Origin of the sequence: Lysobacter sp. GX 14042 (genome assembly GCF_021390425.1) — a bacterium.
Lineage (GTDB): Bacteria > Pseudomonadota > Gammaproteobacteria > Xanthomonadales > Xanthomonadaceae > Novilysobacter.
Map to the genome: position 1 here is coordinate 578104 of NZ_JAJUWY010000002.1, position 26267 is coordinate 604370.

The following is a 26267-nucleotide window of genomic DNA, read 5'->3' on the forward strand; positions in this document are numbered from 1 at the left end:
GCACTTCCGGCACAGCCGGCCGCGCGGCGGTAGTGCGACCATGGGCCGGTCACCGCCTGCGGAGTGCCCCGTGAATCCCAAGCCGCTCATTGCCCCCCTCGTCCTTGCCATCGGCCTTGCGCTGTCCGCGCCGGTCCTGGCCCAGGCCGCCTGCGAATGCGGCACGGCGGCGACCGAAGCCGTTCCCGAATCCGAGGCCGACCGCCGTTTCACCCGCATCCATGAGGCGGAATGGAGCTGGCGGCAGGCGCAGTTCGGTCGCGGCGAGGACAGCGACAACGGGCGCCTGTATTCGGTCGACCCGGCCAGCCAGCAGGCGCGGCTGGAGAAATGGGAGCAGGTGCTGGCCGAACTGGACACACTCGATGTCGGGCAGCTCTCGCCGGAGAACCGGATCCACCTGGCGGTGTACCGGCCGCAGCTGGAGAACCTGGCCGCCGAGGTCCGCCTGCGCGGTTACGAGATGCCGTTCAACTCGGACTCCTCGTTCTGGTCCAGCCTGGCGTTCATGGCGCGCCGCTCCATGACCGGTGCCGCCGACTACCGCAACTACATCAGCCGGCTCAACGACGTCCCGCGCCATTTCGACCAGCAGATCGACAACATGCGGGCCGGCCTGGCGCGCGGCTTCAGCGTGCCGCACGCGGTGCTCGACGGGCGCGACGTGTCGATCGCCATGGTCGCCGAACTCGACGATCCCACCGCATCGCCGCTGTACGAGCCGTTCAAGCGCATGCCGGCCAGCATCCCCGCCGCCGAGCAGGAGCAGCTGCGCGAGGCGGCGCGCGAGGCGATCCGCGACAGCGTGGTCCCGGCCCACCAGGAGCTGCTCGCCTTCTTCCGTGACGAATACGTCCCGCAGGCACGCACCACCCTGGGCGCCAGCGACATGCCCGGCGGCGAGGCGTACTACGCCCAGCAGATCCGCGAATACACCACCCTCGACCTGACCCCCGACGAGATCCACCGGATCGGCCTGGACGAGGTGGCGCGCATCCGCGCGGAAATGGACCGGGTGATCGCCGAGGCCGGTTTCGAGGGCAGCTTCGCGGAGTTCATCCACTTCCTGCGCACCGACCCGCAGTTCTACGTGGATACCCCGCAGGAGCTGCTGAACCACGCCGCCTGGATCGCCAAACGCATCGACGCGGTGATCGGCGATTACTTCGGCACCCTGCCGCGGGCACGCTTCACCATCGTCCCGGTGCCGCCGGAGATCGCCCCGTTCTGGACCGCCGGCCGCGGCGGCAACAACACCTACTGGGTCAACACCTACGACCTGCCCTCCCGGCCGCTGTACAACCTGCCCGCGCTGACCCTGCACGAGGCCGCCCCCGGCCACGCCATGCAGGGCGCGCTGGCGGCCGAGCAGGACGTGCTGCCCGACTTCCGCCGCCACACCTACATCTCCGCCTATGGCGAAGGCTGGGGCCTGTACGTGGAGAAGCTCGGCGAGGAAATGGGCATCTACGAGACCCCCTACCAGCACTTCGGCCGGCTGACCTACGAGATGTGGCGCGCCGCCCGGCTGGTGATCGACACCGGCGTCCACGCCAAGGGCTGGACCCGCGAGCAGGCCCTGGCCTACCTGCGCGACAACACCGCACTGAGCGAGCACGAGGTCACCACCGAGGTCGACCGCTACATCTCCTGGCCCGGCCAGGCGCTGAGCTACAAGCTGGGCGAGCTGGCGATCGTGCGCCTGCGCGGCGAGGCCGAGCAGGCCCTGGGCGCGGATTTCGACATCAAGGCGTTCCACGACATGGTGCTGGCGCTGGGTTCGGTGCCCCTCCCCGTACTCGAAGACCAGGTCCGCAACTGGATCGCCGACCAGGCGACAAACGCCACCCCCACCGACGCGTAGGGTGCGACGGAGCTGTGGGCGCAATACGCCGCCCGCAGGCGGCTATTGCGCCCTACGGGGCGCCGGGGGCATAATGCCCGGCTCGCTGTGTCCGGCCGACGAATGATCGGCAAGGCGGCACCCCCGGAAGCGCGATTCCGGGCCGTCGGTTCCAGCGCCGCTCCGCGCGGAAGTGTTCCCGTATCGCGCGCCAGCCACATCCGTGGCCCGGCGGGGCCGCCGCTTCCCTGGCCAAGGGAGGCCCAACCGAACCCCTACGAGGTGCGTAATGGCCCGTGTATGCCAAGTCACCGGCAAGCGTACGACGACCGGCAACAACGTCTCGCATGCCATGAACAAGACCCGCCGCCGCTTCATGCCGAACCTGCATGAGCGCCGCTTCTGGGTCGCCAGCGAAAACCGCTGGGTGAAGCTCCGTGTTTCCGCTGCCGCCCTGCGCACCATCGACAAGAACGGCATCGATGCCGTGCTCGCCGACCTCCGCGCCCGCGGCGAAAAGATCTGAGGGAGGACTGAACCATGGCTTCCAAGCGCGACAAGATCCGCCTGATCTCCTCGGCCGGTACCGGTCACTTCTACACCACCGACAAGAACAAGAAGAACACGCCTGCCAAGATGGAGATCAAGAAGTACGATCCCGTCGTCCGCAAGCACGTGATCTACAAGGAAGGCAAGATCAAGTGACGCACCGGCGTGGCTGCGCCATGCGCAGCCACCTTTGCCGGCGCGTCATCCCCGCGAACGCGGGGATCCAGACGCTTCCGCGATGCCCCCCGCCCAGGCGGGGCAAAAAAGCCCGCCTTCCCGGCGGGCTTTTTCGTACCGGGCTGCCGTTGCCATCCGCCTCTGGGCAACCGGAACGCCGGGCAAAAAGAACCCCGGCCGAAGCCGGGGTCCCGCGCCGCGTCCCTGCGGCAGTGCGATCCCTCTCTACTCAGTAACGCGCCTGCAGCGACACGCCGCTGAAGGCCCGCTCGCCGACCACCAGCACGTAGTAGGTGGCTGCTTGCGGGTTGCTGATGCGCACCGTCTCGTTGGTGCCGGGGCGCGACGAACCGCTGTCGTGATCAGCGGCGGTCGGCGCTTCGCCGGCGCTGACGTAGACGCTCACATCGCCACTGCCACCATAGGTCAGCACGCTCAGCAGGCGCTCACCGGCGGGAACCTCGATGCTGTACAGCACGCTGCTGCCGGCGGCGCCGGAAAGGCCAGTCAGGGCCACGCCGTTGGTCAGCTCGATGGCATCGGGCTCGTCCGGGTCACCGGGCTCGCCCGGATCCCCCGGATCCCCCAGCGCCAGCGCGATCGCGCCCGGGGCATCCAGCAGGCCAGCACCGAGCGGCCGGTCAGGGGCGGCCGGGAAGGCGCGCACGCTCTCGACCAGGATCTGCTCCAGTTCGGCTGGTGTCTTCGGCTCGCCACCACTGGCGACCACCGCCGACTGCACCAGCGCGGCCACGCCGGCGGCGTGCGGAGAGGCCATCGAGGTACCGGCCATGCCCATGTAGGTCGCAACGCCGAGCTCCGGCGAGGTGTCGGAGTCGTTGCTGGCCTGCCACACGTATCCGTTCGGGTTCCCGTCGACCCCACCGCCACCGCCCGGACCCGCCAGGTCGACCAGCGATCCGTAGTTGGAGTAGGACGCACGGCCGCCGTTGATCCGGGCGGCGCCGACGCTGACCACGTTGTCGCAGCTGGCCGGGGAGAAGTTGGCCACGTCGCCGTTGCTGTTGCCGGCGGCGACCACGACCAGGGTGCCCATGCCGGTGGCCACGTTGATCGCATCCTGCGACACGCTGCGGCAGGCGCCGCTGCCGCCCAGGCTCATGTTGATGATCTCCGCCGGGTTCGGGTTCGTCGGCACGTCTGGCACCTCGCCACCGGCGGCCCAGACGATCGCGTCGGCGATGTCGGAGGTGTAGCCACCGCAGCGTCCCAGCACGCGAACCGGCAACACCTTGGCGTCGTGGGCGACACCTGCCATGCCCTCGCCATTGTTGGTCAGCTCGGCGACGGTGCCGGCCACGTGGGTGCCATGGAAGGAGCTGCCGGTCACGTCGCACTCGAGCGGATCGTCGTTCCAGTCACCGTAGTCGTGCGCACCCGGCACCCGATCGTCGGTGGCACGGCGCGACACCCAGGCATCGGTGATGAAGTCGTAACCCTCGAGCATGTTCGGGTCCATGTCCGGGTGCGGGATGATGCCGGTGTCGAGCACCGCCACCACCACGCCCTCGCCGGTGGACTCGTCCCAGGCGCTCTCGGCGTGGATGCCACCCGCGGTGTTCTGCAGGTGCCAGTTGTACTGGGCGTAATAGGGATCGTTGGGGACCAGTTGCGGCTGCACGTCGGTGGTCACCCGCGCCGTGCCGGTGTGCTGGAGCATCTGGTCGATCTCGACATGCTCCACGGCCGGATCGGCCTGCAGTTCGCGGACCAGCGCCTGCAGCTGCGCGTCGTCGAGCTTGCGCGACAGCGCCACGACATCGGCGCCCATCGACATCTTGCGCAGGTGGCGCGCGGCCGGAGCCGCACTTGCCGCATCGGCGCTGTTGCGGACCAGGCGCGAGGCGTGGGCACGCCGGGCGGCGGACTCCACGGTCTGGGCCTTGGTGGCGGGAGCGGCACGGCTGTCGCGGTACTTCACGATCAGCCGGGCCCCCGCATCCTGCTGCGCCACGGCGGCCGCCATCGGACGCGCCTCCAGGGGCGTGCGGTCGACGGCGCCGGCGGGTCCGGCCACTGCCGCGGCGATCACCGACGCCAGCAGGGATACACGGAGGGTCTTGGTGTTCACGGTCATATCCTTTCCTTCTCCAGTTGGAACTGTCGCGTAGAGGACGGGGCGGGTCACCAGCCGAAGCCGACGCCCGCACCCACCGAAGTGTCATCGCCGCTGAACGCACCGCCGATGGTCATCGTGGCGCGGTCGGAGATCGCGCGCTGGTAGCCGACCGAGAGCGCCGACTCGCCACCCTGGTAGCCGACACCGACGCCGATGCGGTTCTGGGTGCGCACGCCGGCCGCGCTGGTGGCCATGTTCAACATCGCCGCACTCATCGCGCCCATCTGGTCGAAGCGCTTATCGACCTCGTAGAAGCGGTGGTCGACCTGCGCCCGCAGCTGGTTGAAGTCGTCGTTGAGGACGGTGAAGCGCTGGTCGGTGTAGGCATTCGCCGAGGTCAGCGTCTGCGTGGCGGTGGTGTCGGTGTAGGCATTCGCGGAGCTCAGCGTCTGCGTGGCGCCGGCATCGGAGTAGGCCTGGGCCGAAGCGAGCGTCGCCGCATCACCGGACTGGACCTGGCCGACGTTGGCCGCATCGGTGGCCGCGGTTCCAGCCGCTACGTTGGTGACGCGGCGCTGGTTGTCGGCGGAACCGACCGACACCGTGTTCGCCTCGTCCGCCACCGAGTCCTGGCCCAGGGCAACCGCGCCTTCCGCGGTGACCACTGCACCCTGGCCAACGGCGGTACCACCGGTCGCCTCCACACTGGTGTCCGCACCTATCGCCACCGCGTTGCTTGCCTCGGCGGAGACGTGGCTGTTGCTGCCCAGCGCCGTGCTGTTGGCCGCATCCACCTTGCTGTTGTTGCCGATCGCGATATCGCCGTCTTCGTAGGCGTAGGCATTGTTGCCGGTCGAGAGGCCCTCGCCCGAGCCGCGGACCAGCGCCTGCCCCGGCGCACCCTGTGCCCCCGGATCGCCCTTCGGGCCACTCTCGCCGCCCGGTCCCTGCGGGCCGGCCGGACCCGCCGGGCCCTGCGGCCCCTGGGGCCCCTGGGGCCCGGTGACGAAGTCGATACCGTCGATCGACACCTGCAGTTCGCTCAACCTCGCATCCACGGCGGCAAAGGCCGCGCCGACATTGCCGTAGCTGCTGCCCTGGATCATGTAGCTCGGCGGGGTGAACGCGCCGCCGGTGAAGCCGGCTCCGCCGCCCAGCGCCGATGCCATCGCACCGAGCTGGCCCATGTTGGCGGCATCGGTCGCCATGGTGCCTGCGGCGACATTGACGATCTGGCGCTCCTCGCCATCGGCCCCCACCGACACCGTCGCTTCGCGGTCGGCGATGGCGTCCTGGCCGATCGCCACGCTGTTGCGTGCAACGGCCACGGCGCCCTGACCCAGCGCGGTCGACCCGGCACCCACCGCCAGGCTGTCCGCACCCACTGCCGTCGAGTCCACGCCCGCGCCACGTGCGCTGTTGCCGACCGCGGTGCTGTTGCGGCCGTTGGCCGTCGACATGCTGCCCAGGGCGGTGGAGAACATGCCCGAAGCATCGGCGGCGTAGCCCAAGGCCGCGCCGGCCACACCGCTGGCGCTGCTCTCGGCGCCGACGGCTGTCGCCAGCTCACCCGAGGCCGTCGCGTAGAAGCCGCTGGCGGTCGCCTCCGAACCGGACGCTTCGCTCAGCGTACCGGTGGCCACGGCACCCTCGCCGCTGGCGATCGCCGCTGCGCCAGTAGCCGTCGCGTACAGGCCGGTGGCCTCGCTTTCGGCACCGGTCGCGGTGGCGTACTCACTGGTCGCGATGCTGTTGGCACCGGTCGCGGTGGCCTGGGCACCCATGGCCACTGCACCCGAACCGAAGGCACTGGCCCCCTCGCCGCTTGCGGTGCTGGCCGAGCCGACCGCGGTGGCGTAGTCACCCTCGGCCAGCGAATCGGCACCGGCGGCAAGCGACTCCTCGCCGATCACCGCCGCGTCCCCTTCCCCGGTCGCCTTGAAGTGGCGGCCGGTCTCGCCTGCGGTATCCGCGACCGCCTGCAGCTGCGCCAGGTTCACCGCGTCATTGGCCTCGGTACCGGCGGCCACGTTGGTGATCTGCCGCTCGTTGCCCACGTCGCCCACCGAGACGGTGTTGGCACGGTCGGCGAGCGAGTCGGCACCGAGGGCGACGCTGTTGTCGGCGATTGCCATCGAAGCGTTGCCCAGCGCGGTGCTGTAGGTGCCGGGCGACCATGCGCCTCCGCCTACCGCGGTGGAGTACGCCCCGGAGGCTTCGGCCGGCAGGTAGCCGAACAGCGCCCCGCCGACCGCGACACTGTTGGTGCCGCTGGCGATCGCATCGGCACCGACGGCGGTGCTGTCGGTGCCGCTGGCGGTGCTGTAGCTGCCCAGCGAGGTGCTGTTGGCTCCGCTGGCCGTCGCTGCCGCACCGACGGCGGTCGCGTAGTCGCTGCTGGCGAGCGCTCCGTAACCGATCGCGGAAGACAGGAAGCCGGTCGATTCGGAGAAGCTGCCGAACGACGAGGCTCCGTCCTCACCGGCGTAGCTGCTGTAACCCACCGCGGAGGCCTGGGTGCCGTCGGCGATCGCCGCGGTGCCGTTGGCCAGGCTGAAGGCACCGTTGCCCTGGGCACCCGCGCCCAGTGCCACCGCGCCCATTTCATTGGCCTGGGTCGGACCGCCCTCAAGGATCACCTCGCCGTTCTCATCGACCAGGTAGAGGTCGCCACCCACGGCCACGCTGGAGTCCCCGGCCGCCGTGGCACCGCTGCCGCTGGCCACCGAGTTGGCGCCGACCGCCGAGGCATTGAAGCCGTTGGCGGTGGCGTACTCGCCGAGCGCCATGGCCCCGCTGCCGAAGGCCGAGGCGCCAACCCCGAGCGCGTTGCTCGCCGAGCCGACCGCGGTGGCGTAATCGGCCCCCGCGTAGGCATCAGACCCGGAGGCGAGCGCCTCCTCGCCGTCGACAAAGGCCTCGCCCTCGCCGGTTGCCTTGAAGTAGCGGTTGGTCTCCCCGGCCACCTCGGCCACCGCCTCGAGCTGGGCCAGGTTCACCGCATCGGTGTCCTCGGTACCCGCCGCGACGTTGGCGATCTGCCGCTCCATGCCGGCGTCGCCCACCGACACGGTGTTGGCGCGGTTGGCGTAGGAGTCGGCACCCAGGGCCACGCTGTTGGCGGCCGTCGCGAAGGAATTGGCACCCAGGGCGAGGCCGTACTCACCGCTTGCATAGCTGTTGTGGCCGATCGAGGTGGAGAAGACCCCGGTCGCCCAGGCGCCGTTGCCGAAGGCGGCACTGCCCTCGCCACTTGCCTGGGTGCTGATCAGCCCGAAGAAGGTGCTGCCGCCTACGGCGGTGCTCTCGGCACCGGTGGCCTGCGCGTACTCACCCACCGCGGTGCTGCCGCCGCCACTGGCCGTGGCTGCCGCGCCGACGGCGGTGTCGTAGTCGCCGGTCGCGACCGCGCCGTAGCCCAGGGCGGAGGACAGGAAGCCGCTCGACTCGGCGAAGCTGCCGAAGGACGAGGCACCGTCCGCACCGGCGTAGCTGCTGTAGCCCACCGCGGAAGCCTGGGTGCCGTCGGCGATGGCGGCCGTGCCGCTGGCCTGGCTGAAGGCGCCGTTGGCCTGGGCACCGGAGCCCAGGGCGACCGCACCCATCTCGTTGGCCTGGGTCGGTCCACCCTCTAGGATCACCTCGCCGGTGACCTCGTCGACGATGTTGAGCTCGCCACCAACCGCGACGCTCGAGTCACCCGCGGCGATAGCATTGCTGCCACTTGCGACCGAGTTGTTCCCGGTCGCCGTGGCGCCGTAGCCGGAAGCGAGCGCGTACTCGCCATCGGCGAAGGCAAACGCGCCAAAGGCAGCCGAGCCGACACCCCAGGCGGTGCTCCCGGCACCGATTGCGGTCGCCATGTCCGCGCCGGCCATGGCATCCGAGCCGGCGGCCGTGGCGTCCTCGCCATCAACAAAAGCCTCGCCCTCGCCGCTCGCCTTGAAGTAGCGGTCGGTGTTCCCGGCGACATCGGCGACAGCGTTGAGCTGGTCCAGGTTCACCGCATCGGTGCCCTCGGTACCGGCCGCAACGTTGGTGACCTGGCGCTCGCCACCGGCCTCACCCATCGACACGCTGTTTGCGCGGTCGGCAACCGAGCCCGCGCCCAGCGCCACGCTGTTGGCGGCTGCCGCGTAGGCGCCGAAGCCGATGGCCGTGGAGTCCACCTGGGCGGCCCAGGTGCCAGCACCCAGGGTGGTGGAGCCGGCCGCGTCGGCACTGCTCATCCAGCCGACCGCGGTGCTCTCGTCACCGGACGCCCAGGCGCCGGCGCCAAATGCAGATGCTCCGTCACCGGTTGCCTCGGTGGAGATGAGGCCGTAGGCCGTGCCGCCGACCGCGACGCTCTCGGCGCCGCTGGCTTCGCTGTATTCGCCGACCGCGACACTGCCGGCACCACTTGCCAGGGCGGCAACGCCCACTGCGGTGGCGTAATCGCTGGCGGCTTCGGCGCCGTAGCCCATGGCCGTGGACTGGTAGCCGCCGGCCGAGCTGAAGCCGCCGTAGGCGGAAGAGTAATCACCCGACGCCGAGCTGCTGTAACCCGAGCCGATCGCCTGTGCACCGTCGGCAACCGCGGCGGCACCCACCGCCGTGCTCAGGAACCCGTTCGCCTGGGCGCCCGCACCGAGTGCGCTGGCACCGAAATCGCCCGCCGAGGTCGTCTGTTCGAAGACGACCTCGCCGGTGACCGGATCCTCGTAGTAGAGGGTTCCACCGATCGCCGTGCTGGAATCGCCGATGGCGACCGCGTTGAAGCCGGTAGCCGTTGCGAATACGCCGAAGGCCTGGGCGCCGCTGCCGAAGGCGGAGGCCCCCATGCCAAACGCACTGCTGGCCGAACCGACCGCCGTGGCGTAGTCGGCGCCGGCCGTGGCGTTGGAACCGGAGGCGGTCGCCTCCTCGCCATCAACCCAGGCTTCGCCCTCACCCGAGGCCTTGAAGTAGCGGTCGGTGTTCCCGGCCACGTCGGCGACTGCGTTGAGCTGGTCCAGGTTCACCGCATCGGTGCCCTCGGTGCCCGCTGCGACATCGGTGATCTGCCGGTCGCCGACGGCAACCGTGTTGGCGCGGTCGGCCGTGGAACCCTGGCCGAGAGCGACGCTGCCTTCGGCCGAGGCCGTGGCATCCGCGCCCAGCGCCAGTGCGTTGTCGCCGGAAGCGGTCGACCAGCTGCCGACCGCGGTGCTGTTGTAACCCGGCACCCAGGCTGCGGCACCTATCGCGGTGGCGTAATCGCCGGCCGCTTCCGTTGGCAGCAGGCCGAAGAAGCTGGCACCACCCACCGCCACGCTGTTGTAGCCGGTGGCCAGCGAGCCCTCGCCTACCGCCACGCTCGACTCGCCGCTGGCGGTCGAGGAAAATCCGACCGCGGTGCTGCCGTCCATCGAGGCCACCGCCCCGTACCCCAACGCGCTGGCGCCAAATCCGGCCGCCTCGCTGAACCCGCCAAAAGCCGAGCCCGCATCGCCAGCGGCACTGCTGCTGTATCCGACCGCCGAACCCTGCAGGCCATCGGCAACCGCCGCCGTGCCATTGGCCAGGCTGAAGGCGCCATTGGCCTGGGCACCCGAGCCGAGTGCCACCGCGCCCATCCCGTCGGCCATGGTCGGGCCGCCGTCGAGAATCACCTCGCCGGTGACCTCATCGACGATGTAGAGCTCGCCGCCGACCGCGACGCTGGAGTCGCCGGTGGCGGAGGCATTGCTGCCGCTGGCCAGCGAGTTGTCGCCCTCGGCCGTGGCACCGTAACCGTTCGCGGTGGCGAATTCGCCATCGGCGAAGGCGCCGCTGCCGAAGGCCGAGGCGCCCAGGCCGAGGGCATTGCTGCCGGAACCCACCGCCGTGGCGTAGTCAGCACCCGCATAGGCATCCGAACCAGCAGCGGTCGCATCCTCGCCGGCGACGAAGGCTTCGCCTTCGCCGGTGGCCTTGAAGTAGCCGGTGTGCTCGGTCGCCTCCTCCAGCTGCGCGAGGTTCACCGCATCGGTGTCCTCGGTGCCGGCGGCGACGTTGGTCACCTGGCGTTCGTTGCCGGCATCGCCCACCGAAACCGTGTTCGCGCGGTCCGTGTAGGAATCGGCGCCCAGCGCCACGCTGTTCTCCGCATCCGCGTAGGCCAGGAACCCGACCGCCGTCGAATCGACGGCGGCGGCGTAGCTGCCACTGCCCAGGGCGCTCGCACCGTCGGCCGCGGCGGCGGCGAGCGTGCCCAGCGCGGTGGACTGCAGGCCGGTTGCTTCGGCAAGGGTACCGGTGGCCGTGGCGCCGAGGCCCGAGGCGACCGCTCCGTTGCCCAGGGCGGTGGAAGCCACGCCGGAGGCCTCGGTCGTCTGCAGGATCAACCCGGGCCAGCCGATGATGAGGTCGCCGTAATCGGCGATGCCGCCCACCGCGAGACCGTAATCGCCACTTGCATCACTGCCATAACCCACCGCCGTGCCGTACGCACCGGTGACGTTGCTGAAGGCGCCGACCGCGGTGGCGTAGTCGCTGTCGACCTGGCTGCTGTAGCCGACTGCCGTCGACTGCAGCCCGTTGGCGACCGCGCCCGCGCCGTTCGCGGTGGAGAAGGCGCCCATCGCCAGTGCGCCGGCGCCAAACGCGGAGGCACCCACCTCGCCGGCGGTCGTTGTCTGGTCAAGCAGGACCTCGCCTGTCACCGGGTCCTCGTAGTACAGCCAGCCGCCGACGGCGGTGCTGGAGTCCCCAACCGCAGCCGATCCGTAGCCGGAGGCATTGGCATAGATGCCGAAGGCCATCGCGCCGCTTCCGAACGCGGACGAACCGAAACCGTACGCACCCGCGGTAGACCCGAAGGCACTGCCGTAATCGGTGGCAGACGCATTCGCCCCGGAGGCCACCGCCTCCTCGCCCTCTATGGTGGCTTCCCCCTCGCCACTGGCCTTGAAGTAGCGGTCGGTGTTCTCCGCCACCTCGGCGACCTCGTTGAGCTGGCCAAGGTTCACCGCATCGGTGTCCTCGGTGCCGTCGGCCACGTCGGTGACCTGGCGCCCGCCCACGGCCACGCTGTTGTCGCGGGTCGCGGTCGTGTTGTTGCCCAGCGCGACGCTGTTGGCGCCGCTGGCCGTCGAGCCACTGCCCAGCGCAAGGCTCTCGCTACCGCTGGCCACGGCATCGCCACCCAGCGCAGTGCTGCTGAAACCGCTGGCATCGGAAAAGTTGCCGACGGCGGTGGAGTTGAAGCCACTGGCGTCGGAGAAGCCGCCGACTGCCGTCGCATACCCGCCATCGGCGGAGGCGGACTTGCCCACCGCCGCGGAGGAGTAACCGGCGGCGCTGCTGTCGGCGCCCATCGCCACGCTTCCGGCGCCAGCGGCGTTGGCGCCGGAACCGGCCGCGACCGCATTGCTGCCGCTGGCGCTGGCTTCGCCCTCGCCATTGGCCTGGAAATACTGCGCGGTCTCCTCGGCGACCTCGGCGACTTCCTCGAGCTGGGCGAGGTTCACCGCGTCAGTGGCTTCGGTACCCGCGGCGACGTTGGTGATCTGGCGCTCATCGCCCTCGGCTCCCACCGATACGGTGTTGGCGCGCTCGGCGATCGAGCCGGATCCCAGCGCCACCGAATCCCGGCCAAGGGCATAGGCCCCATCGCCTGCGGCGACGCTCCCGATGCCCACCGACTGGGCACCGTTGCCCAAGGCAGAGGAGCGGGCGCCCCGTGCGTGGGCGTTGTTGCCGACTGCGGTGGAGAGGGCGGCGGATGCACGGCTGTACGGGCCGACCGCAGTGGCACTTGACCCGGACGCCTCGGCACCTTCGCCGCACGCCAAGCCTCCGCTGCTCGTGATTTCGCATTCATCAGCCGCAAGTGCCGGCACGCTGAGCATGCTCAGGGCGGCGGCGAGGGCGAGATAGAGAGGCGCGCGGTGCGGCACGGATTTCGTGGCGGCAGGGCGGCGGGACTTCGACTTCGAGACGGACATGCGCAGGTCTCCCCTGTGGCTTCCAGTAAGGCGCGGCGGGCCGCGATCCGGGACGTCGTGCAGGCGCGGTTCAGCCACGACTGCATGGGGAAAGCGATAGCACAGAACCTGACCAGAAGCGCAACCCGTCATGACGCGCTGCGTCAAAATACGCCCAATTGATCAACTTAAACGCTTGATAAGCAAAGAAAGGTCCGGCAACAAGGTGACACCCATCACCCTCTGACGCGACGCGTCATTAAGCGCCACTCGCGTCCGATTTGCGCACGATCCACCCTCCGGCCGCGGGCAAACCCGAGGTTTACGGACAGTTCACCGCGATCAAGAGGGCGTCAGGCGTCGAGCAGCGCCTTGATCGCCGCCAGTCCGGCGCTTGCGCGCTCCTTCTTGCGCTCGGCGTCAGCCGCCGGATCGGCGCCATCGCGCTGGACCTCGGCGGCCGGCAGCTCATCGAAGAACCGGCTGGGCTTGAGCCGCAGCACTTCACCCCATTTCTGCGCCCGCACCGAATGCGACAGCCACAGCCGCTCCTTGGCCCGGGTGATGCCCACGTAGAGCAGGCGTCGCTCCTCGTCCAGGCGGCCTTCCTCGATGCTGGCCTCGTGCGGCAGGGTGCCGTCCTCGACGCCGACGATGAAGACGTAGCGGAACTCCAGGCCCTTGGCCGCGTGCAGGCTCATCAGCCGGACCTGGTTGCCGGCATCGCCTTTGTCGGCATGCGACAGCAGCGCGAGCTGGGCGGCCAGTTCGCCTGGGCCTGATCCCTTGCCGCCATCGAACCAGCCGGCCAACTCTTCCAGGTTCTGCTTGCGGCGCTGGTAGCCGGCTTCGTCCCGGCACTGTGCGCGGATCGCCTGCAGCAGCCCCGAACGATGGGCAAGCTCACGCACTAGGTCGGCCGGCGCCAGCCGCTGCGCATCGGCGCGCAGCCCGCGCACGATCCCGGCAAAGCCGTCCAGTGCATTGGCGGCACGCGGAGGCAGCTGCTTGAGCGCGCCGACCGACTCGATCGCGCGCGACATCGGCATGTGGGCGTTGCGCGCTAGTTCCGCCAGCCTGGCCAGGGTCGTCGCCCCCACTTCCCGCTTGGGGCTGGTGACCGCGCGCAGGAAGGCCGCATCGTCGTCCGGATTGGCGACCAGCCGCAGCCAGGACAGCGCATCCTTGACCTCGCCGCGCTCCAGGAACGCGGTGCCGCCGGTCAGGTGATAGGGCACACGCAACAGCTGCAGCGCCTTCTCCAGCGCGCGGGACTGGAAGTTGCCGCGGAACAGGATGCAGAAATCGCTCCACGGCGCCTGCCGCGAGTTGGCGATGAACTCGATCTCGGCGGCGACCTTCTCCGCCTCGTGGGCGGCGTCGCGGCACTCCCAGACCCGGATCCGCTCGCCATCGGGCTGCTCGCTCCACAGGGTCTTGGGATGCTCGTGCGGGTTGTTCGCGATCAGCGCGTTGGCCGCGCGCAGCACCCGGTTGGAGCACCGGTAGTTCTGCTCCAGCTTGACCACCCGCAGTGCCGGATAGTCCCGGCCGAGCTCGAGCAGGTTATCCGGGTTGGCGCCACGCCAGGCATAGATCGACTGGTCATCGTCACCCACGCAGGTGAACAGCCCGCGTGGCCCGGCGATGGCCTTGAGCAGGCGGTATTGCGCATCGTTGGTGTCCTGGCACTCGTCGACCAGCAGGTAGCCGATGCGTTCGCGCCAGGCCAGCGCGCACTCGGAGTCGGATTCCAGCAACTGCACCGGCAGCCGGATCAGGTCGTCGAAATCGACCGCGTTGAAGCTGCCCAGGCGCGCCTGGTAGAGCCCGTACACGGTCGCCGCGTCGACCTCGCGCGGGCTGCGCGCCTCGGCCAGCGCCTGCTCCGGCGACAGGCCCGCGTTCTTGGCCCGCGAGATCAGGTTGCGCACGTCGTCCACGGCATCGGGCTTGGCGCCACTGCCAACCAGGTCCTTGACCTGCGCCGCGGAGTCATCGGCGTCGAAGATCGAAAAGCCGCGCCGCAGCCCCAGCTTCGCATGCTCGATCTGCAGGAACTTCAACCCCAGCGCGTGGAAGGTGCAGATCGTCAGTCCCTCGGCCGCGTCGCCGCGGATGCGCTTGGCCACGCGCTCGCGCATCTCCTTGGCCGCCTTGTTGGTGAAGGTGATCGCCGCGATGCGCTTGGCCGGCATGCGGCCGGAGCCGATCAGGTGGGCGATCTTCTCCACGATCACGCGCGTCTTGCCACTGCCCGCGCCGGCGAGCACGAGCAGGGGACCGTCGGTGTGCGCGACCGCTTCGCGCTGCTGGGGATTGAGGCCGTGCATGGGGGTTACGCGCTATCGCCTGCTGGGGGTGGAGGCCTACCGCGCCCGGGAATACGAACGCGCCTTCGAGTACTTCCGCAGGGCCGCCTATTATGCCGACAAGCCCTCCCAGGGCATGGTCGCGGAAATGCTGTGGACCGGCCAGGGCGTGCCGCGGGACGGCGCCCTCGCCTACGCGTGGATGGACCTGGCAGCCGAGCGCGGCTACCGCGGCTTCCTGACCCTGCGCGAACGCTACTGGACCCGGCTCGACGAGCCGGCCCGGGCCCGCGCGCTGGAGGAAGGCGGGGCGGTCTATGCGCGGTATGGCGACGAGGCGGCGCGCCCCCGGATCGACCGTGAACTGCGCCATGCGCGGCGCCAGATCACCGGCAGCCGCACCGGCCATCCGGTCGGCCACCTGCGCATCGAGGTGCCGGGTCCGAACGGCACGTCCATCGGCATCGACGGGACCCGGTTCTACGACCCGGTGTACTGGGACCCGCAGCAGTACCAGGCCTGGCACGACCAGGTCTGGATGGAGCCGCGGACCGGGAACGTCGACGTGGGCGAGCTGGAGAGCCTGCGGACCCCGGATGAAGAGGACGACGCGCCGTAAACTGGCGCGATGGCCAAGCTCTACTTCTACTATTCGGCGATGAACGCGGGGAAGACCACCACCCTGCTGCAGTCGGCGCACAACTACCGCGAACGCGGCATGCGGGTGGCGATCCTGGCGCCGCGGCTGGACGACCGGGCCGGCAGCGGCACCGTCGCCTCGCGCATCGGCCTGAGTGCGGCGGCCAGTGGCTTCGGCCCGGATGACGACCTGCAGGCGCTGGTCGCCGCCGACATCGCCCGCGACGGCGCCCTGCACTGCGTGCTGGTGGACGAGGCGCAGTTCCTGTCGCGCGCGCAGGTCTGGCAGCTGAGCGAGGTGGTCGACGCGTACCGCATCCCGGTGCTGTGCTATGGCCTGCGCACCGACTTCCGCGGCGAGCTGTTCGAGGGCAGCCAGTACCTGCTGGCCTGGGCCGACGAGATCAGCGAGATCAAGACCATCTGCCACAGCGGCAGCAAGGCGACCATGACCGTGCGGGTCGACGGCCAGGGCCGCGCGGTGCGCGACGGGCCGCAGGTGGAGATCGGCGGCAACGAGCGCTACATGTCGGTATCGCGGGCGGAGTACAAGCGGGTGGTGCGCGGGGAAGGGGTGATCGAGCCGTTGCAGCCGTCGCTTCCGCTGGACTGACCGGCTCAGTCGGCGGTCGCGACCGGCTCCGGGGCCCGCACCTTTGCCGATGCCCGTTGCAGCATCGCAAGCTGCCGGTCGATGTCGGCCAGCATCGGATGGTCCGGGGCGCCGTCGGCGAGCAGTCGCTGGCGCGCGGCACGCAATTCGATTCCGGCCATGCCGCTCCGTCCGGCGTCGGCGTGCAGGCCGGCCAGCTCGACGAGGATCCCGACCTCGTCGGCGGCGGTCGGCCCCGGATGCGCGCGGCGCAGGACCAGCGCGCGCTCGAACATCATCCTGGCCTGTTGCAGCTCCCCCGCCTGCCGGTGGCAGCGGCCCAGCTGTGCGTGGTACGCCGCGGCGAGGATGGGCAGGTGGGCCTGCTTGCGGACCGCATCGGCATGGCCACGGTGCATGAGCTCGATGCAGCGCGACGGCTCGCCGCGCAGCGACAGCAGCCTTCCCTGCTGGAGCCGGGACTGCAGGCGCAGGGCCGGCGGCACGTCGTCGGCCGCCCGCAACAGGCGCTCCTGCCTGGCCAGCAGCACCGATGCCTCGTCCAGGTCGCCCAGGCCCAGCCGCACCCGCGCCACCATGGCCAGCACCTCCGCGCGTGACAGTGGCTGTCCCGCAAGCTCGCGGTCGGCGCGCTCCACCGTCCGGGTGAGCAGCTCGCGAAGGGAAACCGGCTGCCCCGCCGGCCCCTGGTCGGCGTGCTCGAACACCCCGACCATGAAGGCCTGCATCGCCTGGGCACGGCCCACCTCCGCGGCCGACTGCCGGGCCTGCCAGGCCACCAGGCCGAACGCGGCGAGCACCACCAGGGACGTCAGGGTGCCGGTGGCCAGCGGCCAGCGGTGGCGCAGCAGGAACTTGCCGAGGCGATAGCGCAGGTTCGGCGGCCGGGCGTGCACCGGGCGGCCGGTGGCATGGCGGCGCAGGTCCTGCGCCAGTGCCTCGACGGACGGGTAGCGCTGGTCCGGCGACTTGCCCAGCGCCTTGCAGACGATGTTGTCCAGGTCCCCCGAAAGGCGCCGGGCGTGCCGGCGCCGCGCCGCCTCGTCATCGCCGAACAGGTCGCGCCCGCGCCTGGAGGCGGTCGCGCTCGAGGGGCGCATCGGCTCCTGCAGCAGGATCGCCTCCTCCATCGCGGCATCGCTGTCGCGCACCGGGCGGTACGGCCGGGCCCCGACCAGCAACTCGTACAGGATCACCCCCAGCGAATACACGTCGGTCATGGTGCTGACCGGCTCGCCGCGGACCTGTTCGGGGGCGGCGTAGTGCAGGGTGAAGGCGCGGGTGCCGGTGCGGGTGCGCTCGAGCGCGGCCTCCAGGTCGAGCAGCTTGGCGATACCGAAGTCCAGCAGACGGACCTCGCCGGCGGGGGTCACCAGGATGTTGGACGGCTTCAGGTCAAGGTGGACGATCAGGTTCGCGTGGGCGTGGCTGACCGCGGCACAGACCTGCAGGAACATCTCCAGCCGGTCGGCCACGCTCGGTCGGTGGCGCCGGCACCAGTCGGTCACCGGGATGCCGTCGACGCGCTCCAGGGCGAGGTAAGGCAGGCCGTTGGCGCTGATGCCCGCATCGAGCAGCCGGGCAATGTGCGGGTGCTCGAGCCGGGCGAGGATCTCGCGTTCGCGGGTGAAGCGCGCCTGCAGGTCCTTGTCGGCCAGTCCGGGGCGCAGCAGCTTGAGCGCCACGCGGCGCTGGTACAGCCCGTCGGCGCGCGCGGCCAGCCACACCTGGCCCATGCCGCCCTCCCCCAGCAGGTGCTCGAGGCGATAGGGCCCGACCGCGCTGCCCGGCAGCACCATCCCGGCGGGCGCCAGCACCGGTTCGGACAGGAAGTCGGCGGAAACGTCCTCCAGCTCGAGCATCCGCCGCAACTCCGCGGCCAGGCCGGCATCCACGCCGGCCAGGTCGTCCAGCCGTTGCGTGCGCGCGCCGGGCGGCAGCTCCAGCAGCAGGTCGAGCTCGGCGGAGATGCGCTGCCAGCGCTCAGGGTCCATGCCGGCACTCCTGGCGGGCGGCGCAGCCCATGGTCAGTCTTCCGCGGCCGGGTGCGGGTCCTCGCGCAACGCAGCCATGAGGAACATCCGCGCCTTCTGCCAGTCTCGCCGGATGCTGCGCTCGGAGCGCTGCATCAGGGTGGCGATCTCCTGCTCGGCCAGCCCGGCGAAATAACGCAGCTCGACCACCCGGGCGAGCTTCTCGTCCACCCGCGCGAGCTGCTGCAGGGCCACGTCCAGCGCCAGCATGTCGTCGTCCAAGCGCAGGCCGCCCTCCAGGTCCTCGGGCAGGTCGGTTACCCGGTGCAGGTCGCCGCCGCGCTTGCGCGCCATGCGCTGGCGGGCGTAGTCGACCACCACCGAGCGCATCGCCGAGGCGGCGTAGGCGAAAAAGTGCGCGCGGTCGTCGAAATGGGTACCGCTGCGGCCCGCCAGCTTCAGGTAGGCCTCGTGGACCAGGGCGGTCGCGTCCAGGGTCTGGCCGTACTGGCCGGCGAGCTGGCGTCGCGCCATGCCGCGCAGTTCGCGGTACAGAGTCGCGAGGACCCGGTCCAGTGCTTCCCTGTCCCCGCCGCGCGCTGCATCCAGCAATCGCGTGATGTCGGCGTCATCAGCCATCGTCGTCCCTCGAAGGTACGGCGGGACTATAGCGCCCTAGCGCTGGCAGCGTCCGCACCACACGCTGGCGCGCTGGCCGATCCGCGCCTCGCGCAGCCGCGCGCCACAGCGCGGGCACGGCTTGCCACCGCGGCCATAGACCGCCAGGTCCTGCACGAAATAGCCGGCACTGCCATCGGGGCTGACGAAATCGCGCAGCGTGGTGCCACCGCGCCCGATCGCCGCCTGCAGCACCGCCCGCACCTCGGCGGCCAGGCGCCGGTAGCGCTCGCGCGAGACCGAGCCGGCCGGCCGCAGCGGCGAGATGCCGGCGGCGAACAGTGCCTCGGCGGCGTAGATGTTGCCCACTCCGACCACCACCGTCTGGTCCATCAGGAAGGCCTTGATCGGCCCGCGGCGGCCACGGCTGGCGGCGAACAGGTGGTCGCCGTGGAACTGCGGGCCCAGCGGCTCGGGCCCGAGCCGGGCCAGGAGCGGGTGCACCTGCCCGGTGGCCTGCCACAGCAGGCAGCCGAAACGCCGCGGGTCGTTGAAGCGCAATACCCGCCCGTCGTCCAGAGCGAGGTCGACATGGTCGTGCGCGCGCACCGGCGTATCGCCGGGCAACACCCGCAGGCTGCCGGACATGCCCAGGTGCAGCAGCGCGCTGCCGGCACCGGTGTCCAGCAGCAGGTACTTCGCGCGCCGGCGGACCGCGGTGATCCGGTGGCCGGGCAGCAGCGAGGCGACCTCCGCGGCGATCGGCCAGCGCAGGTCCGGCCGGCGCAGCGTCGCCGCGGTCACGGCACGACCGGTGAGGTGCGGCTCCAGGCCGGCTCGGATGGTCTCGACTTCGGGCAGTTCGGGCATCGCGGAAGTCTAGTGCCGGCCATGGCCGCGGGCGACTGAACGAGGCGCCGCACATGGCGGGAGCGCCGCGATTCGCGGCCGGCGCGGTGGCATGATGGAGGGCGCACCGCACACACCCGCTCCCCGGAGTCCGTTTCCCCGATGCCCGCTTCCCTGCTCGACTTCCTCGCCGGCGGCCTGCTGCAGGCCAGCCCTGGCTGGCTGCTGGCCTACTTCCTGGTCGCCACCCAGCTCACCATCTTCTCGGTGACCCTCTACCTGCACCGCTCGATGACCCACCGCGGCGTCGACTTCCACCCGGCGCTGGGCCACTTCTTCCGCTTCTGGCTGTGGCTGACCACCTCGATGATCACCCGCGAGTGGGTGGCCATCCACCGCAAGCACCACGCCACCTGCGAGACCGAGGAGGACCCGCACAGCCCGCAGACCCGTGGCATCCGCACGGTGTTCTGGCGCGGCGTGGAGCTGTACCGCGAGGCGCGCGCCGACCGCGCGTCGATCGAGAAGTACGGCAGGGGCTGTCCCGATGACGGGATCGAGCGCCGGCTCTACACCCCGCACGCGACGATGGGCCCGGTGCTGTTGCTGGTCCTGAGCTTCACCCTGTTCGGCTTCGCCGGCGTGGCGATGTGGGCGCTGCAGATGGCCTGGATCCCGTTCTGGGCCGCGGGCGTGGTCAACGGTCTAGGCCACTGGTGGGGCTACCGCAACTTCGAGACCACCGACAAGGCCACCAACCTGACTCCCTGGGCGTTCTGGATCGGCGGCGAGGAGCTGCACAACAACCACCACGCGTTCCCGAGCTCGGCACGGTTCTCGATGCGCCGCTTCGAGTTCGACATCGGCTGGTCGGCGATCCGCGCGCTGCAGGCGCTGCGGCTGGCGAAGGTACTGCGGGTCGCGCCGACGCTGGACGTGCGCCCCAACATCGCCATGCCCGACCGCGAAACCCTGCGGGCGCTGCTGGCGATCCGCTTCCAGGCGATGACCGATTACTACCGCCGGGTGACCCTGCCGGCGCTGCGCGAATCCGACGCCCGGCTGCCGCGCAAGCTGCGTCGCGGCCTGGCCGACGGCGGCCGCTGGCTGGACGCCGACAAGCGCGCGCGGCTCGAGGCCTGGCTCGACGAGCGCCCGCAGATGGCGACCCTGGCGGCCTACCGCCAGCGCCTGCAGCAGGTGCTCGACGAGCGCTCCCACGACGCCCAGGAAACCCTTGCCCGCCTGCACAGCTGGTGCACCGAGGCCGAGGCCAGCGGCATCAAGGCGCTGCAGCAGTTCTCCGCCCGACTCAAGGGCTACACGCTGGTGCAGCCCGCCTGAGCCGCGCGGTGCGCCCCGTTCCCGCGCTGCTCGCGGCGGCCTGCCTGGCCTGCGCCAGCCTTCCGCTGGCGGCGCAGGTCGGCGACAGCGCGGGCTACCTGGCGCGCATGGACGCCGATGGTGACGGCCGGGTCTCGCTGGCCGAGTACCAGCAATGGATGGGCTATGCGTTCGACAGGATGGACGCCGACGGCGACGGTGTCCTGCGCGGCGACGAGTTGCCGGGCGGGCGTGGCGCGCCGGTCACCCGCGAGCGGCACCAGGCCGCGCTGGCTGCGGGTTTCGCCCGCCAGGACCGCAATGGGGACGGCCAGCTGGACGCGCGGGAGCTGGCGGCGCCGCCGGCGCACTGACCCGGCCGAACGTCACCACGGCACCTGAACAGCCCCGGCGCGACACTCGCCGCTTCGCTGCCGAGGGTGCTGTCCATGGAGCTGTTGGCCGATCCCGCCATATGGGCGGGGTTCCTGACCCTGGTCGTGCTCGAGCTGGTGCTCGGCATCGACAACCTGGTGTTCATCGCGATCCTGGTCGGCAAGCTGCCGCCGGAGCACCGGGACAAGGCGCGGGTGCTCGGCCTGAGCCTGGCACTGGGCATGCGCCTGGCGTTGCTGGCCGTGCTGTCGTGGATCATGGGACTGACCCGGCCGCTGGTCACGGTCTTCGACCGGGGATTTTCCGGGCGCGACCTGATCCTGCTGGGCGGTGGCCTGTTCCTGCTCTACAAGGCGACCACCGAGCTCCACGCCCACCTGGAGGGCGGCGAAAACGGGTCCGGCGCCAACCCGGCGTACGCCGGCTTCGGCATGGCGGTCGTGCAGATCGTTGCCCTGGACCTGGTGTTCTCGCTGGACTCGGTCATCACCGCCGTCGGCATGGTCAACGACCTGCCGGTGATGATGGCCGCGGTGATCGTCGCGGTGATGCTGATGCTGGTGGCCAGCAAGCCCCTCACCACCTTCGTCAACAGCCACCCCACGGTGGTGGTGCTCGCGCTGGGATTCCTGCTGGTGATCGGGTTCAGCCTGGTCGCCGACGGCCTGGGCTTCCACATCCCCAAGGGCTACCTGTATGCGGCGATCGGCTTTTCGATCCTGATCGAGACGCTGAACCAGTGGGCCAGGCGCAAGCAGGCCAAGGCCGTGGGCGGGATACCGGCGCGGCAACGGACCACCGACGCGGTGATGCGCCTGCTCGGCGGCGAGGATGCCGGCAATGCGCCCGGACCGGCGGTCACCCCCGGCGACCGCCTGGCCGGCCAGGCACCGGCCACCGGCCTGTACCCGGCCGAGCAGGACATGATCCGCGGGGTGCTGCGCCTGGCCGAGCGACCGGTGACCAGCCTGATGGTGCCGCGCGACAGGGTGGTGTGGATCGACGCGGCCGCGGGACGCGACCACGCCCGCGAAGTGCTGGCCTCGACCAGCCATACGCGCATGCTGGTATCCGAGGGCGCGCTGGACAACCTCAGGGGCGTGGTGCAGTCACGCGACCTGCTGGCGGCACTGCTCGAGGACGGTGGCAGCGTGCTCGATCGCGCCATGCGCCAGCCGCTGCGGGTCCCGGAGGCCACGACCGCACTGCAGGCACTGGAGCTGGTGCGCGGGCATCCGATCCCGCTGGCGGTGGTCTGTGATGCGGACGACAGGGTGGCCGGCCTGTTCACCGCCAACGACCTGCTGGCGGCGATCGCCGGCGACCTGGCCGACACCCGCACCGCCGCCACAGCGACTCCCGATGCCACGCGAACGCCGAATTGACCGCGGCTTAATGCCTTCGGGCCGACACTCATCGGCCCGGTCGCGACAGGAGCCGCGTGATGAAAGGACAGCCTCGTCACTCCCCTGATGCGGAGGGCCGCGACGGTGCCGCGATGGCCGCAGCCTGCACCCTCGGCATCGAAGCCCGGGCCTATTTCGGTGCGCGCCCCTGGGCGGAGATCGAACCGACCCTGTCGCAATGCTGGGAGCGCAACTACGGCCACCTGGGCACCTGGACCCGGGTGGTGGAGTCCGCGTACAGCGCCTGGAGCTACCAGCGCCCGCGCATGATGCTGGTGCCGGATCCGCCGTTCGGGGAGGTGGCGTCATGACCCCGCGCGCGGGCAGCTGGACCGCCCCGAGCTACCCGCCGCCCACCGGCGTGCTGGTGGGCGGACCCTACGGATTGCTCGATACGGCAGCACCGACCGTCCAGGCCGGCCAGCCCGCACCGCGCCCCCTGGCACCGCCAGCGGCACCCGCCCTTCGGCCGGCGGACATGCGGCCGCACGGCTGAGCCGGCCCGCCACTCCGGCACGGCAGTGACACGCGGCACAGTTCATGACTTTCCCGTGACAAATTTGACCCATCTTTGACGCTGAACGTCAGCCGAATGGCGGATGCTCGGGCTCCCGGCGGTCCCTTGACTGTCGGGCTGGCCCTTCAACAGCAGGTATCCGCATGTCCACAGCTGACCGTCGTTCCCTGCGCCGTACGGCGCTCGCCGTCGCCACCGCTGCCGTGCTCGCCGTGGCCGCCACAACCGCATCCGCCGCGGGCGATGCGGTGATCAATACCTCGAGCCTGGAATCGGGCGAGAGCCACGACCGTTTCATCGTCAAGTACCGCGAGGGCAGCCCCCAGCGCAGCAGTGACAGCGCGCTGCAACAGTCGCTGCAGACTGCCGGGCGCGCCTCCCTTCAGGGGTCGGCACTGGGCCTGCAGAAGCTCCGCCGGACCGCCACCGGGGCGGAGGTGCTGCAGACCGCACGCAAGCTCGACCGCGCCGATGCCGAGGCACTGATGCGCCGGCTGGCCGCCGACCCCGCGGTGGAGTACGTCGAGGTCGACCAGAAGATGTACCCGGCGTTGACCCCGAACGACACCTACTACACCAGCAACCAGTGGCACTACTTCGAATCCACCGGGGGCATCCGCGCCAACCAGGCATGGGACCGGACCACTGGCGCCGGCGTGGTGGTGGCCGTGCTCGACACCGGCATCACCAACCACAGCGACCTCAACGCCAACATCCTGCCCGGCTACGACTTCATCAGCGACGCGACGGTGGCAGGCGACGGCAACGGCCGCGACTCCGACCCCAGCGACCCGGGCGACTACTACGGCGGCGACAGCTCCAGCTGGCACGGCACCCACGTGGCCGGCACCATCGCCGCGGTCACCAACAACAACAAGGGCGTGGCCGGCGTCGCGCATGGCGCCAGGGTGGTGCCGGTGCGCGTACTGGGCCGGGGCGGCGGCTACCTGTCGGACATTGCCGACGGCATCGTCTGGGCCGCCGGCGGCAGCGTCTCCGGCGTGCCGGCCAATGCCAATCCCGCCGAGGTCATCAACATGAGCCTGGGCGGCAGCGGCAGCTGTTCGTCGACCTACCAGAGCGCGATCAATTCGGCGGTCAACCGCGGCACCACGGTCGTCGTGGCGGCCGGCAATTCCAATGCCAACGTCAGCGGCTTCAACCCCGGCAACTGCTCCAACGTGGTCTCCGTGGCCTCCACCACCCGCCAGGGCGCGCGCTCGAGCTTTTCCAACTACGGCAGCCTGATCGATGTCTCGGCACCCGGCAGCGACATCGCCTCGACCATCAACACCGGCAGCACCACCCCCTCGGCCGAGGGCTACAGCCTGATGTCCGGCACCTCGATGGCGGCGCCGCACGTGGCCGGCGTGGTCGCGCTGATGCAGGCCGCCGCCGGTGGCGGGCTGACCCCGGCGCAGGTCGAGCAGACGCTCAAGAGCACCGCGAGGTCGCTGCCCGGCAGCTGCTCGAGCGGCTGCGGGGCGGGCATCGTCGATGCGAACGCGGCAGTCGCCGCGGTCGCCGGCGGCGGCAACCCGGGTGGCCCCGGCCAGCCCGGCGATCCGGGCGGCGGCACGCAGACCTACAGCAACGGCGGCGACTACGCGATCCCGAGTCCCGGCACGGTCGACAGCCCGATCAGCATCTCCGGCCGCAGCGGCAACGCACCCAACCCGACCCGGGTGGACGTGGACATCCGGCACAGCTACCGCGGCGACCTGCAGGTCGACCTGGTCGCACCGGACGGCTCCACCTACCGGATCAAGAGCGCCAACGGCAGCGACAGCGCCGACAACGTGATCGGCTACGCCAACCTCAACCTGTCCAGTGAGCAGATCAACGGCACCTGGCGCTTGCGGGTGCGCGATCACTACAGCGGGGATACCGGCTACATCAACAGCTGGAGCATCACCTTCTGACCTGCGCGGGCGGCGGGTGACCGATGCCATCCGCCCTCCCGGCACGCGCGGCCGCCTCCCCGGCGGTCGCGCTGTTTTGGGCCGCATCGCGGTAATGGCTAGACTGCGCCGAGTCCCGCGACCCGAGTTCCCCGATGCACCCGACCTTGCCACGCTCCCTGCTGCTCGCCTCCGTCCTCGTCCTCGCCGGCTGCGTCCACCAGCCCGCCCGGCTTGCGAGCCCGGGCGCACAGGCCGACGACAATCTCAACGCCGTGCTGTGGATGCAGGCCTCGCAGGAATACCGCGCCGCCTCGATCCAGACCTGGCGGGCGGCGCTGCTGCAGCTGGACCGGGCCCTGGCCGATCCGCACTGGGATGCGCTGGTCCCGTCCGAACGGGCCAACCCACCGGCGGACCTGCCGCCGGCGGTGATCGTCGACATCGACGAAACCGTACTCGACAACTCGCCCTACCAGGCCCGGATGGTGCTCGACGGCACCACTTACGACAGCGGCACCTGGGCGGCATGGGTCGATGAAGGCAAGGCGGACGCAATCCCCGGAGTGCTCGAATTCACCCGCGCGGCGCAGGCGCGCGGGGTCACCGTCTTCTACCTGAGCAACCGGACCGAGGCGCAGCAGGCACCCAGCCTGGCCAACCTGCGCAAGGTCGGCCTGCCGGTGGCGGGCGAACACGTGTTCCTGGGCAAGGGCGCCGAAGTGCCGGGCTGCACCCAAGCCTCGTCGGGCGACAAGCAATGCCGCCGCCAGCTGGTCGGCCGCAGCCACCGGGTGCTGATGCAGTTCGGTGACCAGCTGGGCGATTTCGTCGAGGTGTCCGACAACACTCCGCCGGGCCGTGACCGGCTGATGAGCGAGCACGGCGACTGGTTCGGCGAGCGCTGGTGGATGCTGCCCAACCCGACCTATGGGGACTGGCAGCCGGCGGTGTTCGGCAACGACTGGAGCCTGCCGCCGCAGGCGCAGCGCGCAGCCAAGCTCCGTGCGCTCCGGCCGGCGCGTTGAGCGCCACGGTGCATCAAGCACTTGAACGCCAATCCGCACGCATTGCGTCAGCATCGGGCAGCGGCTAAGCTGCCGGCGTCCGGCCATTTGGCCGGCGCCATGTCGTTCCGGCCAC

Annotated in this window: 18 protein-coding genes; 12 read left to right on the forward strand and 6 right to left on the reverse strand. The window is 70.7% G+C overall.

Annotated features, from left to right (window positions below; genetic code table 11):
- Window positions 1-136: 136 nt before the first annotated feature.
- The 3 genes from LY625_RS06100 to rpmG all read left to right on the forward strand — a co-directional run bounded on the left by LY625_RS06100 (window position 137) and on the right by rpmG (window position 2548).
- On the forward strand, window positions 137-1864 hold the full coding sequence (locus LY625_RS06100) for a DUF885 family protein (RefSeq protein WP_233738351.1): 1728 nt from the start codon (window positions 137-139) through the stop codon (window positions 1862-1864).
- Window positions 1865-2132: 268 nt separating this feature from the next.
- Window positions 2133-2369, forward strand: coding sequence for a 50S ribosomal protein L28 (gene rpmB / locus LY625_RS06105; protein ID WP_233738298.1), 237 nt, complete (start codon window positions 2133-2135; stop codon window positions 2367-2369).
- Window positions 2370-2383: 14 nt separating this feature from the next.
- Complete coding sequence (rpmG, locus tag LY625_RS06110; RefSeq protein WP_052631863.1) at window positions 2384-2548, forward strand: 50S ribosomal protein L33; 165 nt, start codon at window positions 2384-2386, stop codon at window positions 2546-2548.
- A 250-nt stretch (window positions 2549-2798) separates the two neighbouring features.
- Here rpmG and LY625_RS06115 read toward each other — a convergent pair whose 3' ends face one another.
- From LY625_RS06115 to LY625_RS06130, 3 genes are all read right to left on the reverse strand, one after another.
- Window positions 2799-4667 (reverse strand): S8 family peptidase, encoded by a 1869-nt coding sequence (locus LY625_RS06115; RefSeq protein ID WP_233738299.1) that lies wholly within the window; start codon window positions 4665-4667, stop codon window positions 2799-2801.
- Window positions 4668-4714: 47 nt separating this feature from the next.
- A complete protein-coding gene (locus LY625_RS06120) occupies window positions 4715-12292 on the reverse strand; it encodes a cell surface protein (protein WP_343223466.1) in 7578 nt (2525 codons plus the stop codon).
- A gap of 638 nt (window positions 12293-12930) precedes the next feature.
- Window positions 12931-14910, reverse strand: a complete 1980-nt coding sequence (locus LY625_RS06130) for a UvrD-helicase domain-containing protein (RefSeq protein WP_233738300.1) — start codon at window positions 14908-14910, stop codon at window positions 12931-12933.
- On the opposite strand from LY625_RS06130, the gene LY625_RS06135 reads away from it, so the two are divergent.
- Window positions 14909-15508, forward strand: a complete 600-nt coding sequence (locus tag LY625_RS06135) for a hypothetical protein (RefSeq protein ID WP_233738301.1) — start codon at window positions 14909-14911, stop codon at window positions 15506-15508. The two genes, LY625_RS06130 and LY625_RS06135, sit on opposite strands and share 2 nt — an antisense overlap.
- A gap of 9 nt (window positions 15509-15517) precedes the next feature.
- Window positions 15518-16141 (forward strand): thymidine kinase, encoded by a 624-nt coding sequence (locus tag LY625_RS06140; protein ID WP_233738302.1) that lies wholly within the window; start codon window positions 15518-15520, stop codon window positions 16139-16141.
- 5 nt (window positions 16142-16146) lie between these two features.
- On the opposite strand, the gene LY625_RS06145 is transcribed toward LY625_RS06140, so the two are convergent.
- The 3 genes from LY625_RS06145 to mutM are packed head-to-tail and all read right to left on the reverse strand — an operon-like array spanning window position 16147 to window position 19602.
- Window positions 16147-18135, reverse strand: a complete 1989-nt coding sequence (locus tag LY625_RS06145) for a serine/threonine-protein kinase (protein ID WP_233738303.1) — start codon at window positions 18133-18135, stop codon at window positions 16147-16149.
- Between the two features lie 33 nt (window positions 18136-18168).
- Window positions 18169-18753: an ECF-type sigma factor gene (locus LY625_RS06150; protein ID WP_233738304.1), complete on the reverse strand. Its 585-nt coding sequence runs from the start codon at window positions 18751-18753 to the stop codon at window positions 18169-18171.
- Window positions 18754-18789: 36 nt separating this feature from the next.
- Window positions 18790-19602, reverse strand: coding sequence for a bifunctional DNA-formamidopyrimidine glycosylase/DNA-(apurinic or apyrimidinic site) lyase (gene mutM / locus LY625_RS06155; RefSeq protein ID WP_233738305.1), 813 nt, complete (start codon window positions 19600-19602; stop codon window positions 18790-18792).
- Window positions 19603-19743: 141 nt separating this feature from the next.
- On the opposite strand from mutM, the gene LY625_RS06160 reads away from it, so the two are divergent.
- The 7 genes from LY625_RS06160 to LY625_RS06190 all read left to right on the forward strand — a co-directional run bounded on the left by LY625_RS06160 (window position 19744) and on the right by LY625_RS06190 (window position 26152).
- On the forward strand, window positions 19744-20925 hold the full coding sequence (locus LY625_RS06160; RefSeq protein WP_233738306.1) for a fatty acid desaturase: 1182 nt from the start codon (window positions 19744-19746) through the stop codon (window positions 20923-20925).
- Window positions 20926-20951: 26 nt separating this feature from the next.
- Window positions 20952-21278 carry a hypothetical protein gene (locus LY625_RS06165; RefSeq protein ID WP_233738353.1) on the forward strand — a complete coding sequence of 109 codons (327 nt, stop codon included), beginning with the start codon at window positions 20952-20954 and terminating at the stop codon, window positions 21276-21278.
- Between the two features lie 75 nt (window positions 21279-21353).
- Window positions 21354-22685, forward strand: coding sequence for a CBS domain-containing protein (locus tag LY625_RS06170; RefSeq protein ID WP_233738307.1), 1332 nt, complete (start codon window positions 21354-21356; stop codon window positions 22683-22685).
- A 59-nt stretch (window positions 22686-22744) separates the two neighbouring features.
- Window positions 22745-23017: a hypothetical protein gene (locus LY625_RS06175; protein ID WP_233738308.1), complete on the forward strand. Its 273-nt coding sequence runs from the start codon at window positions 22745-22747 to the stop codon at window positions 23015-23017.
- Window positions 23014-23202, forward strand: coding sequence for a hypothetical protein (locus LY625_RS06180; RefSeq protein WP_233738309.1), 189 nt, complete (start codon window positions 23014-23016; stop codon window positions 23200-23202). The genes LY625_RS06175 and LY625_RS06180 overlap by 4 nt, the downstream gene beginning before the upstream one ends.
- A gap of 164 nt (window positions 23203-23366) precedes the next feature.
- Complete coding sequence (locus LY625_RS06185) at window positions 23367-25145, forward strand: S8 family serine peptidase (RefSeq protein ID WP_233738310.1); 1779 nt, start codon at window positions 23367-23369, stop codon at window positions 25143-25145.
- 134 nt (window positions 25146-25279) lie between these two features.
- Window positions 25280-26152, forward strand: a complete 873-nt coding sequence (locus LY625_RS06190; RefSeq protein ID WP_233738311.1) for a 5'-nucleotidase, lipoprotein e(P4) family — start codon at window positions 25280-25282, stop codon at window positions 26150-26152.
- Window positions 26153-26267: the final 115 nt, after the last annotated feature.